At 44.8% G+C, this 14297-nt stretch carries 14 protein-coding genes; 5 read left to right on the top strand and 9 right to left on the bottom strand.

Going from position 1 to position 14297, the window contains the following annotated elements; all coding sequences use genetic code 11:
• Window positions 1-7: 7 nt before the first annotated feature.
• The 6 genes from ccoG to GJV22_RS03780 all read right to left on the bottom strand — a co-directional run bounded on the left by ccoG (window position 8) and on the right by GJV22_RS03780 (window position 7211).
• Window positions 8-1420: a cytochrome c oxidase accessory protein CcoG gene (gene ccoG / locus GJV22_RS03805; protein WP_163708917.1), complete on the bottom strand. Its 1413-nt coding sequence runs from the start codon at window positions 1418-1420 to the stop codon at window positions 8-10.
• An 83-nt stretch (window positions 1421-1503) separates the two neighbouring features.
• The gene (locus tag GJV22_RS03800; RefSeq protein WP_163708914.1) at window positions 1504-2106 is read right to left on the bottom strand and encodes a cbb3-type cytochrome c oxidase N-terminal domain-containing protein; all 603 of its coding nucleotides are present in this window, start codon (window positions 2104-2106) and stop codon (window positions 1504-1506) included.
• Complete coding sequence (locus GJV22_RS03795; RefSeq protein WP_163708910.1) at window positions 2103-2297, bottom strand: hypothetical protein; 195 nt, start codon at window positions 2295-2297, stop codon at window positions 2103-2105. The genes GJV22_RS03800 and GJV22_RS03795 overlap by 4 nt, the downstream gene beginning before the upstream one ends.
• Window positions 2298-2300: 3 nt before the next feature.
• Window positions 2301-4445 carry a cytochrome-c oxidase, cbb3-type subunit I gene (gene ccoN, locus GJV22_RS03790; protein ID WP_163708907.1) on the bottom strand — a complete coding sequence of 715 codons (2145 nt, stop codon included), beginning with the start codon at window positions 4443-4445 and terminating at the stop codon, window positions 2301-2303.
• Window positions 4446-4459: 14 nt separating this feature from the next.
• Window positions 4460-4660 (bottom strand): cbb3-type cytochrome oxidase assembly protein CcoS, encoded by a 201-nt coding sequence (ccoS, locus tag GJV22_RS03785; RefSeq protein ID WP_163708904.1) that lies wholly within the window; start codon window positions 4658-4660, stop codon window positions 4460-4462.
• 139 nt (window positions 4661-4799) lie between these two features.
• Window positions 4800-7211, bottom strand: a complete 2412-nt coding sequence (locus GJV22_RS03780) for a heavy metal translocating P-type ATPase (protein ID WP_163708901.1) — start codon at window positions 7209-7211, stop codon at window positions 4800-4802.
• A gap of 408 nt (window positions 7212-7619) precedes the next feature.
• Between GJV22_RS03780 and GJV22_RS03775 the strand changes: the two genes are divergently transcribed.
• The 4 genes from GJV22_RS03775 to GJV22_RS22295 are packed head-to-tail and all read left to right on the top strand — an operon-like array spanning window position 7620 to window position 10700.
• Window positions 7620-7841: a DUF4492 domain-containing protein gene (locus GJV22_RS03775; RefSeq protein ID WP_163708898.1), complete on the top strand. Its 222-nt coding sequence runs from the start codon at window positions 7620-7622 to the stop codon at window positions 7839-7841.
• A 7-nt stretch (window positions 7842-7848) separates the two neighbouring features.
• Window positions 7849-9426 carry a cytochrome ubiquinol oxidase subunit I gene (locus tag GJV22_RS03770; protein WP_163708896.1) on the top strand — a complete coding sequence of 526 codons (1578 nt, stop codon included), beginning with the start codon at window positions 7849-7851 and terminating at the stop codon, window positions 9424-9426.
• Window positions 9426-10556: a cytochrome d ubiquinol oxidase subunit II gene (gene cydB, locus GJV22_RS03765; RefSeq protein ID WP_163708893.1), complete on the top strand. Its 1131-nt coding sequence runs from the start codon at window positions 9426-9428 to the stop codon at window positions 10554-10556. The genes GJV22_RS03770 and cydB overlap by 1 nt, the downstream gene beginning before the upstream one ends.
• Window positions 10557-10568: 12 nt before the next feature.
• The gene (locus tag GJV22_RS22295; protein ID WP_262888205.1) at window positions 10569-10700 is read left to right on the top strand and encodes a hypothetical protein; all 132 of its coding nucleotides are present in this window, start codon (window positions 10569-10571) and stop codon (window positions 10698-10700) included.
• A 57-nt stretch (window positions 10701-10757) separates the two neighbouring features.
• On the opposite strand, the gene GJV22_RS03760 is transcribed toward GJV22_RS22295, so the two are convergent.
• Window positions 10758-11354, bottom strand: coding sequence for a porin family protein (locus GJV22_RS03760; RefSeq protein WP_163708890.1), 597 nt, complete (start codon window positions 11352-11354; stop codon window positions 10758-10760).
• Window positions 11355-12027: 673 nt separating this feature from the next.
• Here GJV22_RS03760 and GJV22_RS03755 point away from each other — a divergent pair.
• A complete protein-coding gene (locus GJV22_RS03755; protein ID WP_163708886.1) occupies window positions 12028-12411 on the top strand; it encodes an HU family DNA-binding protein in 384 nt (127 codons plus the stop codon).
• Window positions 12412-12781: 370 nt separating this feature from the next.
• Here the strand turns inward: GJV22_RS03755 and GJV22_RS03750 are convergent, their stop codons facing one another.
• Window positions 12782-13528 (bottom strand): CDP-alcohol phosphatidyltransferase family protein, encoded by a 747-nt coding sequence (locus tag GJV22_RS03750; protein ID WP_163708883.1) that lies wholly within the window; start codon window positions 13526-13528, stop codon window positions 12782-12784.
• On the bottom strand, window positions 13528-14184 hold the full coding sequence (locus GJV22_RS03745) for a phosphatidylserine decarboxylase family protein (protein WP_163708881.1): 657 nt from the start codon (window positions 14182-14184) through the stop codon (window positions 13528-13530). The genes GJV22_RS03750 and GJV22_RS03745 overlap by 1 nt, the downstream gene beginning before the upstream one ends.
• Between the last annotated feature and the right edge of the window lie 113 nt (window positions 14185-14297).

Here is a 14297-nt window from a genome sequence, read left to right as displayed (position 1 = left end):
CAATTTACTATTTTACATCGAGCGCATTGGGCCCCACGAAACTGGAGCTTATTTGTTCTACTTCTGTTCCTTCGCGGTAAACGCCTATGATGACATGAGTGTTTGAGCTTTTGAGTTCATTTTTGGGCAGAATAATCAACACATTTCGTTTAATTATCTCACCTTTATTTAGAATCAACGAGTCTCCCGGTATTTTTATCTCCCCCTCCGGTTCTATCAATTTCAAATCCATAACGACCGGATTGTTTGACTTGTTGATCATTTGTAAATCGTACAAATTACTCAACGCATCTTCGCCATACGATTGAAAAAGGGTGCCTTGTGTTCGGACAATTGTCGTTTCAACCTCGTCGCGGTTCATAAACGCGAAACCGGCAATGCCCAATAAAATGACCAAAACGGCTGAGTAGGCAAGTGCACGGGCATTCATCACTTTCTTTTTACCTTCTGAGATTGATCTTTCCGAAGCATAGCGAATCAGGCCTTTGGGTTTATTGACGGCATACATCACCGAAGCACAGGCATCAATACAAGCGGTGCAATTGATGCATTCCAGCTGGGTGCCATTTCGAATATCAATTCCGGTTGGGCAAACATCGACACAGCGTTTGCAGTCGATACAATCGCCTTTATCCTCATTTTTTCCGCGTCCGCGGGGTTCGCCGCGCAAATAGTCGTAGGCAACAACAATGGAGTTCTGGTCGAGCATTACTCCCTGCAGCCGTCCGTAAGGGCAAACAATGGAGCAAACCTGCTCGCGAAACCAGGCAAAAACAAAATAGTGGATTCCGGTGAATGCCATAATTCCCATGAAGCCGCCGAAATTGCTAAATGGCCAGCCAGCCATCAATTGCCTGACTGCAGGCCAGCCAATAATGTACGACAAAAAAGTTAAGGACGTGATGTACGAAATTAGCAGGAAAATACTGTGTTTCAGAATGCGTTTGAATAGCTTAACCGGCCCCATTGGCTGTTTGGCTAAATTCCGCTGTTTGCTGCGGTCGCCATCAATCATGTATTCAATCGGCCGGTATACAAACTCCATGAAAACTGTTTGAGGACACGTCCATCCACAGAAAATGCGTCCGTATACCACTGTAAACAGGATGATGAAAACCAATAGGGTTATGAATGACAGCACCAGTAAGTGAAAGTCCTGTGGGTAGAAGACTTCCCCAAACAGCACAAAACGGCGATCCATGAAGTTCAAAAAAATAAGCGGATCACCATTTACCCGGAGATGAGGGGCCAGGTAAAAAAACAGGAGCAGCGAATAAGCCACAATGCGGCGATAATTCGTGAATTTGCCTTGGGGCATCTTTGGAAAAACCCAAACCCTTTTTCCTTCCTGATCGACCGTAGCCATGCGATCACGGAAAGTCAAGTCCTGGTAGTTGTCTGGTTTTTGGTTTAATTCCATTCCTGTCGTTGGTTTTTAGTTGGTTGTTTTATGCTGTCGTTGATGTTGGAACCTGATGTTTCCAACACCACCACTCGAGAAAGTCATTCGGCATTTGCCTCAGGAACATATTTCTCACCTTGTGGTTCTTTTTGGTTCGGAGGGTTTGTTCCCTGTAAACTATGAATGTAGGTTAAAACATCGTCAATCTGCGTATTCGATAATTGGTTTTTGTACGAAATCATACCCTTTTCAATCACCCCGTTCAGGACCACTGTCTTCATGTCTTCAAAGCTGCCTCCGTGAATCCAATATTCATCGGTCATGTTGGGACCAACTAAACCTTCTCCAAATTTTCCGTGACAAACGGAGCAGATTTTTCCAAAAGTTACCTTTCCGGCAGCGAGTATTTCTTCCTGAGTACGTTCTTTTACTTCAACCGGAGCAGCCTCTGCTTCCTGCTCCTCTGCCTGATGCAAAGCAGCCATTTCGTTTTGGTATTCTTTCTCCTGAATGACGCTGTCGTCTTCAAAAACAAAAACCAGCATCAGGTAAGATACGGCAAAAACAATGGTCACATAAAAAAGATACTTCAACCACGGTGGCAGTCGGTTATCCAGTTCGCGGATGCCGTCATAATCATGTCCTCCGATGTATTTGATCTTAGTTAGATCATCGTATTCCTGTTGTTTTTTATCTTGGGTCATAAGGTGAAATTTTGCTGTTCAACTTGTTTTTTGTCTTCGTCGAGTGGCAGGTTGCCATAGATTTGGGTCTTCTTTTTGTCTAGCTTCATCGTATGAATAGTGATCAGGATGAAGAAAACAAAAAAGATGAAAAAGCCAATGATGGCATAATACTCGACATTTTCAATACTGCTTAGTTGTTCTTTCCACATGGCCTATTCGTTTGAGGTTTCAGGAGTTGTGATGTCTGTCCCCAGACGTTGTATATAAGCAATCAGCGCAATGATTTCTTTCGTGCTTTCAGTCTCAATTCCAGCTTCACGCAGGTTTTGAGCAATCTCTTCAGCTTGTGCTTTCAGGTCATCATTTGCTTGATGTTCGTAATTGTCGGGATAGGGAACGCCTAATTTTTTCATGACCCTAATTTTGGCTGGTGTTGAAGACAGGTCAATGTCTTTTTCGGCTAACCAGGGGTAAGGTGGCATAATGGAAGCTTCATTCATCTTTTGCGGATCAATGAAGTGGTTGTAGTGCCAGGCGTTTGGTTTGTAGATTTTACCTGTTTTTACGCCTTCCCGGGCCAGGTCCGGCCCTGTTCGCTTCGACCCGAACTGGAAAGGATGGTCGTAGACAAACTCTCCGGCTTTGGAATATTCACCATAGCGTTCAACTTCAGACCGGAAAGGACGAATCATTTGCGAGTGACAGTTGTAGCATCCTTCTTTAATATAGATGTCGCGTCCCTGCAATTCAAGCGGGGTATAAGGTTTTACACTTGATATGGTCGGGACATTGGATTTAACAAGGTAGGTTGGAACAATCTCAAAAAGACCACCGATTAAGATTGCAATTGTGGCAAAAATAAGGAAGCGAATTGGTTTGCGTTCCAGGAATCCGTGCCAGCTTTCGTTGTCTTGTTTCGGCATTTCCTGAGTTTTCAATGCCGGTGCTTCTGCCGCTTCTTCTTTCAGGAATGTTCCTGCCTGGGCTGTTTTAACAATATTCACCACGGCCAGCAACATCCCGGTAACATATAAGGAGCCGCCAAAGGCACGAATGGCATACATCGGAATCAACTGCGTGACTGTTTCCAGGAAGTTGGGATATAACAAGAACCCGTCGGGTGTGAATTGCTTCCACATCAAGGCTTGTGTGATTCCGCCAATGTACAGCGGCACAGCATAAAAAATGATCGCTAAGGTTGCCAGCCAGAAATGGGCGTTTGCCAGTTTTGTCGACCAAAGTTTTGTATTGTACAGGCGAGGAATCAGCCAATATAGCATGCCAAAAGTCATCAGCCCGTTCCATCCCAACGCTCCAATATGAACGTGTCCAATAGTCCAGTCGGTGTAGTGGCTGATCGCATTGACGGTTTTTAGTGATAGCATGGGGCCCTCGAAAGTTGACATGCCATAAGCGGTAAGACCGACGACAAACATTTTCAGAATCGGGTCGCGACGAACTTTGTCCCAAGCGCCTCTCAGTGTCAGCAAACCATTGATCATCCCTCCCCAACTAGGAGCGATCAGCATGATCGAGAACGTTGTTCCCAGTGCTTGCAGCCAGTTGGGCAGTGAGGTGTATAACAAGTGGTGGGGACCAGCCCAAATATAGATGAAGATGAGTGACCAGAAGTGAACGATCGAAAGTTTATAAGAGTAAATCGGACGGTTGGCGGCTTTGGGTACAAAATAGTACATCAGTCCAAGGAAAGGTGTGGTAAGGAAGAACGCCACAGCATTGTGCCCATACCACCATTGAACCAATGCATCCTGAACGCCGGCATAAACCGGGTACGATTTCAGCAAACTATATGGAATCTCGATGGAGTTGACGATGTGTAAAACAGCAACTGTTACCCAAGTCGCAATGTAAAACCAAATGGCCACATAAATGTGACTTGTTCTCCGAATGAGCAGGGTGCCAAACATGTTAATCCCAAAGATTACCCAAACCACCGTAATTGCCAGGTCAATCGGCCATTCAAGCTCGGCATATTCTTTCCCCGACGTGTAACCTGCCAGCAAGGTGACCGCAGCCGCAACGATAATCAGTTGCCAGCCCCAAAAGTGGATCTTCCCGAGCAGGTCGCTAAACATGCGGGTTTTCAGCAAGCGCTGCATCGAATAATATACAGCAGTAAAAATAGCGTTACCGACAAAGGCAAAAATAGCGGCGTTGGTGTGCAATGGCCGGGTGCGGCCAAACGTAGTAAACTCCAGGTTGAAGTTCATCGCCGGGATGAATATCTGCAGGGCAACTATCAGGCCCATCAACAATCCTACAACTCCCCATACAACAGTTGCCACAGCAAAATTGCGGGTAATTTTGTTGTCATACATAAACTTCTCTAATTCCATAAGTCAATCGTTTTTCAGGTAGATTTTGGTTTCGACTTTAATTTTTCTTGGGGTTCATCCGTGGTGTCGGACGAAATATGGTCATCAAATAAAATTCGGATGGAAGGCGTATAGGTGTCATCAAATTGTCCGGAGCGGACAGCCCAGATAAAGGCAATCAAAAAAACGGCTGCAACAAGAATTCCGATAATGACTAAAACGAATAGTACTGACATAATCCGGTTTGTTGGTTAGTTATTGACTTTGGGCTCGCATCTGAAACAGGTATCCCAAACACTTAAAGACTATTAACAAGCTAATTTGTTCATTGTTGTCAAGATAGCCAAAAAATCATAAAAAACTTATTGGTCTATTTTACAGCATAGATTTTGCTGCTGAAAGCCGGACCGAAAAAGTAGCGAAGGCTACGACGGTCACGGAGCTTAAAGGCATCAGGATGGCGGCGATAATAGGCGATAGGTTCCCGGATACGGCAAAGGAAATTCCCACGATATTGTATAGAAAGGAGATGGCGAAGCTCAGTTTGACAATGGTCATGCTGGTTCGGGTGAATCTGAGGAAGCGGTCCAGCTGCCCAAACTTACCGGCTTGCAAGATGGCATCGCAGGCAGGTGTGAAGTTGTAAATATTGTCGGCAATCACCAGGCCTACTTTACTTTCCATTAGCGCTCCGGCATCGTTCAGCCCGTCCCCGATCATCAGTGTACTTTTACCGTTTGCCTGCAGGTTTTTAATGTAGGCAAGTTTGTCTGTTGGCGACTGGTTAAAGTTCAACCGGGCATGATCTTTAAAAAGCGGAAGCAGGTTTGCCCGTTCCGATTCGTTGTCGCCGCTGATCAGGTGAAGATCGTAATGCTGCTCCAACTCATCAATGGTTTCTTTTAAGCCCTCGCGATAGTTGTTTTCAAACTGAAAGTGGCCTAAAACCTTAGTCTCAATAAATACCCACACTTGAGTTTTTAACTCTTTCTGTCCGTCTTTTTGACCGGTCACAAAGAAGCGAGAGCCCATGTTGATTTTTATCCCGTTTACCGTTCCGCTGATTCCCAATGAAGGAAGCTCAGTAAAATCAGTCACTTCAAAGAGATCCCCTTCCTCCAATTGGCTGAATAAGGTTTTGCTGAGCGGGTGGCTTGAGTGTTTGCAAAGTGAGCGGATCATGGCGATTTGTTCCGGTTTGAGCAGCTTGCCTTCAAACTGAACACGCGAGGATTGCGCGTGGGTGATCGTGCCGGTTTTATCGAAAACGACCGTCGTTGTTCGGTAAAGCTTTTCGATCACGTCGGCATTTTTCAAATAGAAGCCTTTGCGGCCAAATTGCCGCATGGTGCTTCCGAATGTGAAGGGGATGGTCAGTGCCAAGGCGCAGGGACAAGCAATGATGAGGACCGATGTGAAAGCGAAAATTGCTTTCGAGCTGTTGGTGAACTGCCAGTAAATGGCTGCCGCCAGGGCAATGCTGATAATGATGATGGTAAAATATTGGCTGACTTTGTTGATGATGCCTGACAATTTGGGTTCGTCATCCGCTTTCTCCGGATTTTGGTTCCACAGCTGTGTCAGGTAGCTTTGTTCCACTTCTTTTTGGACAAGCAGCTCAATGGCGCTGCCCGCCTGTCGGCCACCAGCAAAGACAAAATCGCCGGTTTGTTTGGATACCGGAATCGATTCTCCGGTTACGAAACTGTAGTCGATGTTTGCCTGTCCGGAAACAATGGTTGCATCGGCGGGAATAAGTTCCTGGTTGCGCACCAAAATGCGATCGCCTGCTTTGAGCTGTTCAATCGGAATGGTTTCTTTGCCCGTTTCGCCTAGTTTGGTCACAGCAACCGGGAAATACGATTTGTAATTACGCTCAAAAGTCAGCGCTTCGTAAGTGATTCCCTGGTACCATTTCCCAATGAGCAGGAAAAAGACCAGTCCGGTCAGTGAATCGAAATAACCAATTCCGGTATGGCTCACAATGTCGATGGTACTTTGGGTGAAGAGGGTGATCAATCCCAGCGCGATCGGCAAATCGATACTGATGATTTTCTGCTTCAAACTTTTCCAGGCCGATAGAAAATAGTCGCTGGCGCAATAGAACAAAACCGGAATACTCAGGCCGAAACTCAGCCAGCCAAACAGCTGCCGGAAACCACTCTCTAGTTCGTTGGCGCCGGGCAAGTATTGCGGAAAGTGATAAATCATGGCATTCAGGAAACTGAATCCGGCAATGCCAACTTTCAGTAAAAGTGTTCTGGTCGTTTTGGACGCTTTCGTTTCCGACTGATCTTTGGGATTGATTTCGGGAACATAGTGAATGGATGCGAGCATCTCGACGAGTTGGCGCAAACTTATTTGGGCATCCTTAAAGGTGATACTGACTTCTTTCTTTGGGAAGTTGACGGAGGATTGGATGACAGCCCGGTGCAGAGAATGTAGATTTTCCAGTAGCCAGATACAGGAAGCACAATGGATTCCGGGAATGAAAAAACGGACTTTGGAGATTCCTCCATCTGAAAAGTCGAGTAACTTTTCTTTGATCTCCGGCAGGTCCAAAAAATCGAATTTTTCAGAAGCTTCCGGTTCCGGTAAATCGATTTTTATCCCCGGTACTTTCTCAATCTCATAATATTGCCCCAGTTGGTTGCTGTGCAGAAGCTGGTAAACTGTCTGACAACCATTGCAACAAAACGCTTTGTCTTCCCAAATGATGGGGTGTTTGCCGCAATCGTCGCCGCAATGGATGCAAGTTTTATTGGATGGCTTGTTTTGATCGGTCATGGAAAAGGTCCCGGGATTCGAATTACAAAAGTTTAACAGCTATTTCTTTTCAAATGTTGTAAAAATAATCGGAAAGTTCAGGCATTAAAATCTGACAAATTGCTACTTTTTCTAACAATATTAAAAGAACAAAAGATTAAAATTAATTTATTGAATTTTTTTTAAATTTTCTTCTGAGTAGCCTGATTTACTTAAGGTTTTTGCTCTCAGAATGTTAGTTTGAAAACGAAAAAAGGATGAAAAACTCTGTTATCAAAAGAGCTCAACAAAGTAATTGATTTGTTGTTTCATTCTTTATTGAAATAAAAAATAGCCTATTGTTTCATAACACTTCCGGTGAATGTGACGGGTAATGATCGTGGAGTTTCGGGAATAACCGATAATTTTATAGTTTAAACAGGATAACGGATGAAGCCAAATTTAATGATGAGGATATGGCATTTTTATGCCGATGGGTTTAAAAATATGAACAGTTGGGGCAAGCAAGTTTGGGTTGTTATTATACTCAAGCTGTTTATTATGTTTTTTGTGTTGAAAATGTTTTTCTTCCCTAATTTCTTAAAAACCAACTTTGAAACGGATGAACAACGGAGTGAACATGTTCTGGACAATTTAACCAATACCAAATAAAAATCGCATGTTAGAAGCAATCGACGTATCTTTAGTTAACTGGTCCAGAGCCCAATTTGCTCTTACGGCCATGTACCACTGGATTTTCGTGCCACTGACACTGGGGATAACTTTCATTATCGCGATAATGGAAACGATCTATGTGAAGACCGGTGATCCGCAGTGGAAGAAAATCACTAAGTTTTGGATGACGCTGTTTGGAATTAACTTCGCTATCGGGGTTGCCACGGGTATCATTCTTGAGTTTGAGTTCGGGACCAACTGGTCCAATTATTCCTGGTTTGTCGGCGATATTTTCGGGGCTCCGCTGGCCATCGAAGGTATTCTCGCTTTTTTTATGGAATCGACCTTTGTCGCCATTATGTTTTTTGGATGGAACAAAGTGAGTAAGAAAGTCCACCTTACAGCCACTTGGTTAACGGCCATTGGGGCAAACCTCTCTGCCTTGTGGATTTTAGTAGCCAATGCCTGGATGCAGAATCCTGTCGGGATGCAGTTTAATCCGGAGACTGCCCGCAACGAGATGGTTAGTTTCTGGGATGTGTTGTTTTCGCCGATGGCTGTCGATAAGTTTTTACACACCACATCGTCGGGCTTTGTGCTAGCTGCCATTTTTGTGATTGGTATTTCAGCTTGGTTTATCCTGAAGAAACGCGAGATTGTTTTTGCCCGGAAAAGTATTGCCGTTGCTGCCGTCTTTGGTTTCCTGGCTTCGATCTACGTTATTTTTACCGGCGACAGTTCGGCCCGTAACATTGCTCAAAACCAGCCGATGAAATTCGCGGCTTTTGAAGGGTTGTATAATGGTAGTGAAGGTGCCGGATTGATTGCCTTGGGTGTCATGTCGACCACTGACACGGACCACACCAACGAGAACCTGATGGACTTCAATATGAAGCTGGAGATCCCAAACATCCTGTCGTACATGGCTTATATGGACTGGAATGCTTTTGTTCCCGGAATCAATGACTTGATCAACGGGAATGAGCAATATGGCTATATGTCGGCCAACGAAAAAATTGAACGTGGCAAGGCGGCTATTTTAAAGCTGAAAGAGTTCAAAGAAGCCAAGAAGGGCGGGAATGATCAGTTGGCGGAGTCGATCAAGGCAGAGTTTCAAACCAAAGACTTTCAGGAAAACTACTTTAAATATTTTGGCTACGGCTACATTACCGATCCGAATGTGTTGATCCCAAGTGTGCCACTGTCATTCTACAGTTTCCACATCATGGTGTTTCTGGGGATGTATTTTATTCTGTTCTTCTTCCTTTCTTTCTTATTTGTCATTAGAGGGAAGCTGGAGAAACACCGCAAGTTTCTGTGGCTGGCTGTTTGGACAATCCCGCTGGCTTACATTGCACAACAATGTGGATGGATCGTGGCAGAGGTTGGACGCCAGCCCTGGGTTGTACAAGACCTGCTGCCAACCTTGGCTGCAGTAACTAAAATCAGTACCAGCGCAGTGCAGGTAACCTTCTGGCTGTTTGCCGGAATCTTCACCATCTTATTGATTGCTGAGCTGAAAATTATGATGCGCCAAATTAAAATAGGGCCGAAAATTAAGGAAGAAGGAGGACACAACTAATGTTTGAAAGTTTATCACATTTAGCGTTACAGCAATACTGGTGGGTGATTGTTTCCCTGCTGGGTGCTTTGTTTGTGTTCCTGACCTTCGTGCAGGGCGGTCAGACATTGATCTATTCGATCGGTAAAACCGATACTGAACGTTCGCTTCTGGTGAACACCTTGGGGCGGAAATGGGAGTTCACCTTCACCACGCTGGTGACTTTTGGTGGTGCATTTTTCGCATCGTTCCCGTTGTTTTACGCCACATCGTTTGGTGGTGCCTACTGGGTTTGGATGGCGATCCTGTTTTTCTTTGTCATTCAGGCCGTGTCGTACGAATACCGGAAGAAGCCGGCCAACCTGTTGGGAGCCCGTACTTACGAAATCTTCCTGATTCTGAATGGTGCTTTCGGAACCATTTTGGTCGGAACGGCTGTTGGTACCTTTTTCAATGGCGCCATGTTTAGTCTGAACGACATGAACAATGTGCAATGGGAAACGCCATTCCGCGGTTTGGAAGCAGTGCTGACCTTTCACAATGTAGCGCTGGGATTGGCTGTTTTCTTTTTGGCCCGTGTGCTTGGTGCCTTGTACTTCATCAATTCGGTTGACGATGCCAACGTCTACGAACGCAGTAAAAAACAAGTGCTTTACAACGCCGTTCCGTTCCTGGTGTTCTTCCTTTATTTCCTGATAGCCTTGCTGTTTCAGGATGGTTTTGCAGTCGATGCGGCAACCGGAACAGTAAGCATGGAAAGCTACAAATACCTGCACAACCTGTTGGCAATGCCTGTGGTAACACTGATTTTGCTTGTTGGTGTGGTTGGAGTACTTTGGGGAATTGCTTCGAGCTTGTTTAAAGCCAGCCAGGGCGGTATTTGGTTTGCCGGCGGCGGAACGGTACTGGTCGTTTGGATGTTGTTCCTGGTTGCCGGTTTCAACAACACAGCCTTCTACCCGTCAAGCTTCGATCTGCAGTCGTCGCTGACCATCCAAAATGCTTCCTCCAGCCATTTCACCTTGACTGCGATGAGCTATGTTTCGCTGTTCGTGCCGTTCGTCTTAGCCTACATCGTTTGGGTTTGGAAAGCCATGAACAACAAGAAAATTGATGCCGACGAGATTGGCGAAGATTCACATTCATATTAAAAACAATTGCCCATGTATTGGAAATCGATATTCCTGTTTTTAACCTGGCCGGTGCTGATTGCAGTTTCGCTTTTCCTGGTCCAGTACGTCGTGAAGAAATACAACGACAAGTTTGAACACGTTAAAAAGAAATACGAAGAATAAATCACAAGAGAGGCTATCCGGGTTGAGGGTAGCCTCTCTTTGTTTTAGGCGGCAGTGCTAATTGCCAAAGAAATAAGCTAGTGAGATGGAGAAAGCTTTGTGCTTTAAACTCACGTCGCCAAGGTGCGTGATATCGGAAAGGCCAAAAGTGTATTCACCGGTTAGCTGGAGATTTAAGAACTCAAGTCCGCCGCCGACATTCCATCCCAAAGCGAAACGGTCATACTTGTCGTCACCGCTTCCAAATTGAATATCTTCACGATCGTTCTCGAATTCTGTTTTACCATTCAGCCCGTAACTGATCGTTGGGCCGGTGTACAGGAGCAATTTCGGACCTTGTAAGTCAGCCTTGACAAGGAAGTTAATCGGTAAATCGAGGTAATTGAAGTGATCGAATCCGCTCATGCCCTCAAATTCAGCATCGTATCCTTTTTGAGCGAAGAGCAGTGCAGGTTGCAGGTACAGAAAGTCATACAGTTGAAATTCACTGACAACGCCAAAAAGGACACCGGTTCGCGAGCTGAGCGAAACATTCAGGTCCATGACTTCGAAGTTTGCATTGGCAAAGTTAACACCGGCTTTAAGCCCGATGCGTTGTCCGTCAGCAGTGGCGCAGATTAAAACAACGGCCAGCACCAAAATAACTTTTTTCATGTTCGAGACAGTTGTGTTAGGCTTACTCTTTCGATTTTCGGCAGACTCGCCTTGCATGATTCAGGGTGATTCGGTTCAAGGAAAACCGCATAGTAACGGTGGGGGGCCGGCCCGCTTTGGCCCGACTTGAGGGTCTGGTTTGACTTTGGGTTTTCATCCTCGTTTTCTGTCGGCATTATTAGAAATGCGTATGGCTGTTTACGTAAAGTCAGACGACTTGTTCTTCTGTGGTTGAGCGACTCCGTTAGCGGGCTGTTTCGTTGTTGACATTCATCCCCGTTTGTCTTAAGTTGCTAACAGTCAGTGTTATTTTGTGTCTTTGGATGAAGTTGAATTGATCCGATCTGCGGCAAAAGTAGCAAGATGGCTTCACGAACGAAATCCCTGTCATTGGGAACTTAAAGTCAATGTTTGTTGAAAAATTATGTGATGTTTAGTAGCATTGTTTATGGCTATACGATTGAATTACTTTGTGGCTTGTTTTAAGCGGGTTGAAATTGTACGTTCCACGGGGACCAACTTCAATTTGACAGAGAGCCAGGCTGATTACGAATGTGATGTAAGACTTTTCGACTGCCGGTATTTGATCAACTTATGCTCTTGAAATGTGATCGGAATTTTAAGGGGACTTAGCCTTGTTTATTGCATTTGGAAATGTTTAAAAATTATCGCTATGTCAATAGATTATAAAGTTGTAGAAAAAGGCCAACCCGGTATTCTCGGTGGAGGCGAAAAGAAGTTTTATGCACAAATTGTGTATGGAAAAGAAGTAACTGTTGATGAACTGGTCAAGGAAATTGAACGGTTCAGTGCTCTCTCGGAAGCGGATATCCGTGGCGTTATCATCGCATTGGAAAACGTAATCCAGGACAAGTTGTCCCAAAGCCGGATTGTCAGGTTTGAAAAGCTCGGTAGTCTGTATCCCTCCATTAGCAGTAATGCGGAGGAAAGGCTGGACGATGTCGACCTTTACACCATTAAGAAAGTGAGTGTAAATTATCGTCCCGGAAAACGGATTTTGGATGCGATGAAAAACGCAGAATTCAATAAAAACTAGCTCTTCAGAAAACCACGTGTGCTTTTTCACAAAACCACACGTAGTTTTACCCAAAACCACACGTGGTTTTTGTTCGTGGCGAATGTCCCCTTAAAATTTGACACTTTTAACCACTGACAATTGAACCATAATTATCGTTCGGGCTGAATGAAACGAACCGGTTATGGATCGACCTGCATGACCTTCATTTTTTTTTGATTGACCCGTGGAGACTGCTCCATGCATCGTATGGCTATAGGAATTCCCGGTAATAATATGCGACTCCGCCGGATTTGATAAAGCAAGCCCATCGAAAACAAAAACGACCCCTGTTCGGGGCCGTTCGATATCAATTGAAATTTGTTTGTAAAGACGTATTTGCGGGTAGCCCTTAAGCCATCACTTTTTGTACCAGCGAAATGGCGATGTAGCTCAGCATGATGAGCGGTAAACCATAGATGTTGAGGGCTGCAAAAAGCACAATGCATAAAACAAGGAATGACAAACGAATCTCGTTGCCTTTCCACTTCAGGCTTTTAAACTTCAGCGAAAACATCGGTACTTCCGAGATCATCAACGCCGAAATAATGGCGATGCAGGTCAACAGGTTGAACCGATTCAGGATGACATATTCAATGGCTGGTTTGCTTCCCCAGGCCACAACAACTGCCAGTGATGCGTAAAACAACGCGTTTGCCGGGATTGGCAGACCGAGAAAATTTTCGGTTTGTCGGGTATCCAGGTTGAACTTGGCCAGGCGAAATGCTCCGGCAATCGGAACCAAAAGGGCTGATAACAGGAAAATCCATTCCATCCAGCTTGCATCAATCTCCAATAAAGGTCTTACTTCGTTGAACATCGCCAGTTGGAGCATGGTCACCAAAATCGCTCCGGGAGCTACACCAAAGGAAACCAGGTCGGCCAGCGAATCCATTTGTTTGCCAACCTCCGAGTAGGAGTTCAGCAAGCGCGCTGCCATGCCGTCCATAAAGTCGAAAACTGACGCTGCAGCGATCAGTAATGCCGCTATGCCAATATAGCCTTGAATACCTAAAAAGACAGCCAAACAACCGGCTGCCAGGTTCAATGATGTAATGAAATTTGGAACCCAGAAAAAGAATTCTTTGATCGTTCTCATCAGCTTAATTCTCCAATAATTGTTTGTGATCCGGTTACTTTGTCACCCAGTTTTACAGTCAGTTTGGTGTCCAGTGGCAGGTACAAATCGACCCGTGAACCAAAACGGATGAAGCCCATTTCCATGTCCTGGGTAACTGTTTGTCCTGCTTTCAGGAAGTTCAGAATGCGGCGGGCCATAGCTCCGGCAACTTGGTTGGCCATAATTTCGCGTCCGTCGGCTAATTGAAAAGCAGTACAGAAACGCTCATTTTCATCAGCCGATTTATCTTTAAAGGCAGCATAAAACTCACCTTCTTTATGCATCGAAAAAGTAACTTTCCCGGGAACGGGTACCCAGTTGATGTGTACGTTTAAGGGCGACATAAAAATGGAAACCTTCAGACATTTACGTTTCAGGTAGAGCTTTTCTTCGGTTTCCTCAATGACACAAACTTTACCATCAGCCGGTGAAATAACGTGTTTGGGGTTGGTTTGCACTTTTCGCTGAGGGTAGCGAAAGAATTGTAATACAAGGACCAATACCACAAAGGAGGCCAGGCTGATTAAACTACTAAAGAATGAATGACTGATAAAGAGCCAGGCAATCAGGTTAAACGCGATTAAAAGGACGATCGTGTTACGAATGATTTTGTGTCCCGCCGGATGAAATTTCATGTATAAAAGAATGTCTTAATTAATATCACTAGTCAAAAATGCTTTTACGCGCCGTTGACCGAATGTTTCAATTTCGCATTCCAACAAGCTTTTCCGTAATAAGCGCTGCAAAA

Source organism: Mangrovibacterium lignilyticum (assembly GCF_010882175.1).
Lineage (GTDB): Bacteria > Bacteroidota > Bacteroidia > Bacteroidales > Prolixibacteraceae > Mangrovibacterium > Mangrovibacterium lignilyticum.
Note: the sequence above shows the minus strand (reverse complement) of the source record. Positions and strands in the feature narration are given on the sequence as shown.

What these genes read in the sequence shown, in the direction of transcription:
- GJV22_RS03795 (WP_163708910.1), bottom strand. Translation starts at nt 2,297, where the DNA reads ATGTGGAAAGAACAACTAAGCAGTATTGAAAATGTCGAGTATTATGCC.
- ccoN (WP_163708907.1), bottom strand. Translation starts at nt 4,445, where the DNA reads ATGGAATTAGAGAAGTTTATGTATGACAACAAAATTACCCGCAATTTT.
- ccoG (WP_163708917.1), bottom strand. Translation starts at nt 1,420, where the DNA reads ATGGAATTAAACCAAAAACCAGACAACTACCAGGACTTGACTTTCCGT.
- GJV22_RS03755 (WP_163708886.1), top strand. Translation starts at nt 12,028, where the DNA reads ATGTCAATAGATTATAAAGTTGTAGAAAAAGGCCAACCCGGTATTCTC.
- GJV22_RS22295 (WP_262888205.1), top strand. Translation starts at nt 10,569, where the DNA reads ATGTATTGGAAATCGATATTCCTGTTTTTAACCTGGCCGGTGCTGATT.
- GJV22_RS03800 (WP_163708914.1), bottom strand. Translation starts at nt 2,106, where the DNA reads ATGACCCAAGATAAAAAACAACAGGAATACGATGATCTAACTAAGATC.
- GJV22_RS03760 (WP_163708890.1), bottom strand. Translation starts at nt 11,354, where the DNA reads ATGAAAAAAGTTATTTTGGTGCTGGCCGTTGTTTTAATCTGCGCCACT.
- GJV22_RS03750 (WP_163708883.1), bottom strand. Translation starts at nt 13,528, where the DNA reads ATGAGAACGATCAAAGAATTCTTTTTCTGGGTTCCAAATTTCATTACA.
- GJV22_RS03780 (WP_163708901.1), bottom strand. Translation starts at nt 7,211, where the DNA reads ATGACCGATCAAAACAAGCCATCCAATAAAACTTGCATCCATTGCGGC.
- GJV22_RS03775 (WP_163708898.1), top strand. Translation starts at nt 7,620, where the DNA reads ATGAAGCCAAATTTAATGATGAGGATATGGCATTTTTATGCCGATGGG.
- GJV22_RS03770 (WP_163708896.1), top strand. Translation starts at nt 7,849, where the DNA reads ATGTTAGAAGCAATCGACGTATCTTTAGTTAACTGGTCCAGAGCCCAA.
- cydB (WP_163708893.1), top strand. Translation starts at nt 9,426, where the DNA reads ATGTTTGAAAGTTTATCACATTTAGCGTTACAGCAATACTGGTGGGTG.
- GJV22_RS03745 (WP_163708881.1), bottom strand. Translation starts at nt 14,184, where the DNA reads ATGAAATTTCATCCGGCGGGACACAAAATCATTCGTAACACGATCGTC.
- ccoS (WP_163708904.1), bottom strand. Translation starts at nt 4,660, where the DNA reads ATGTCAGTACTATTCGTTTTAGTCATTATCGGAATTCTTGTTGCAGCC.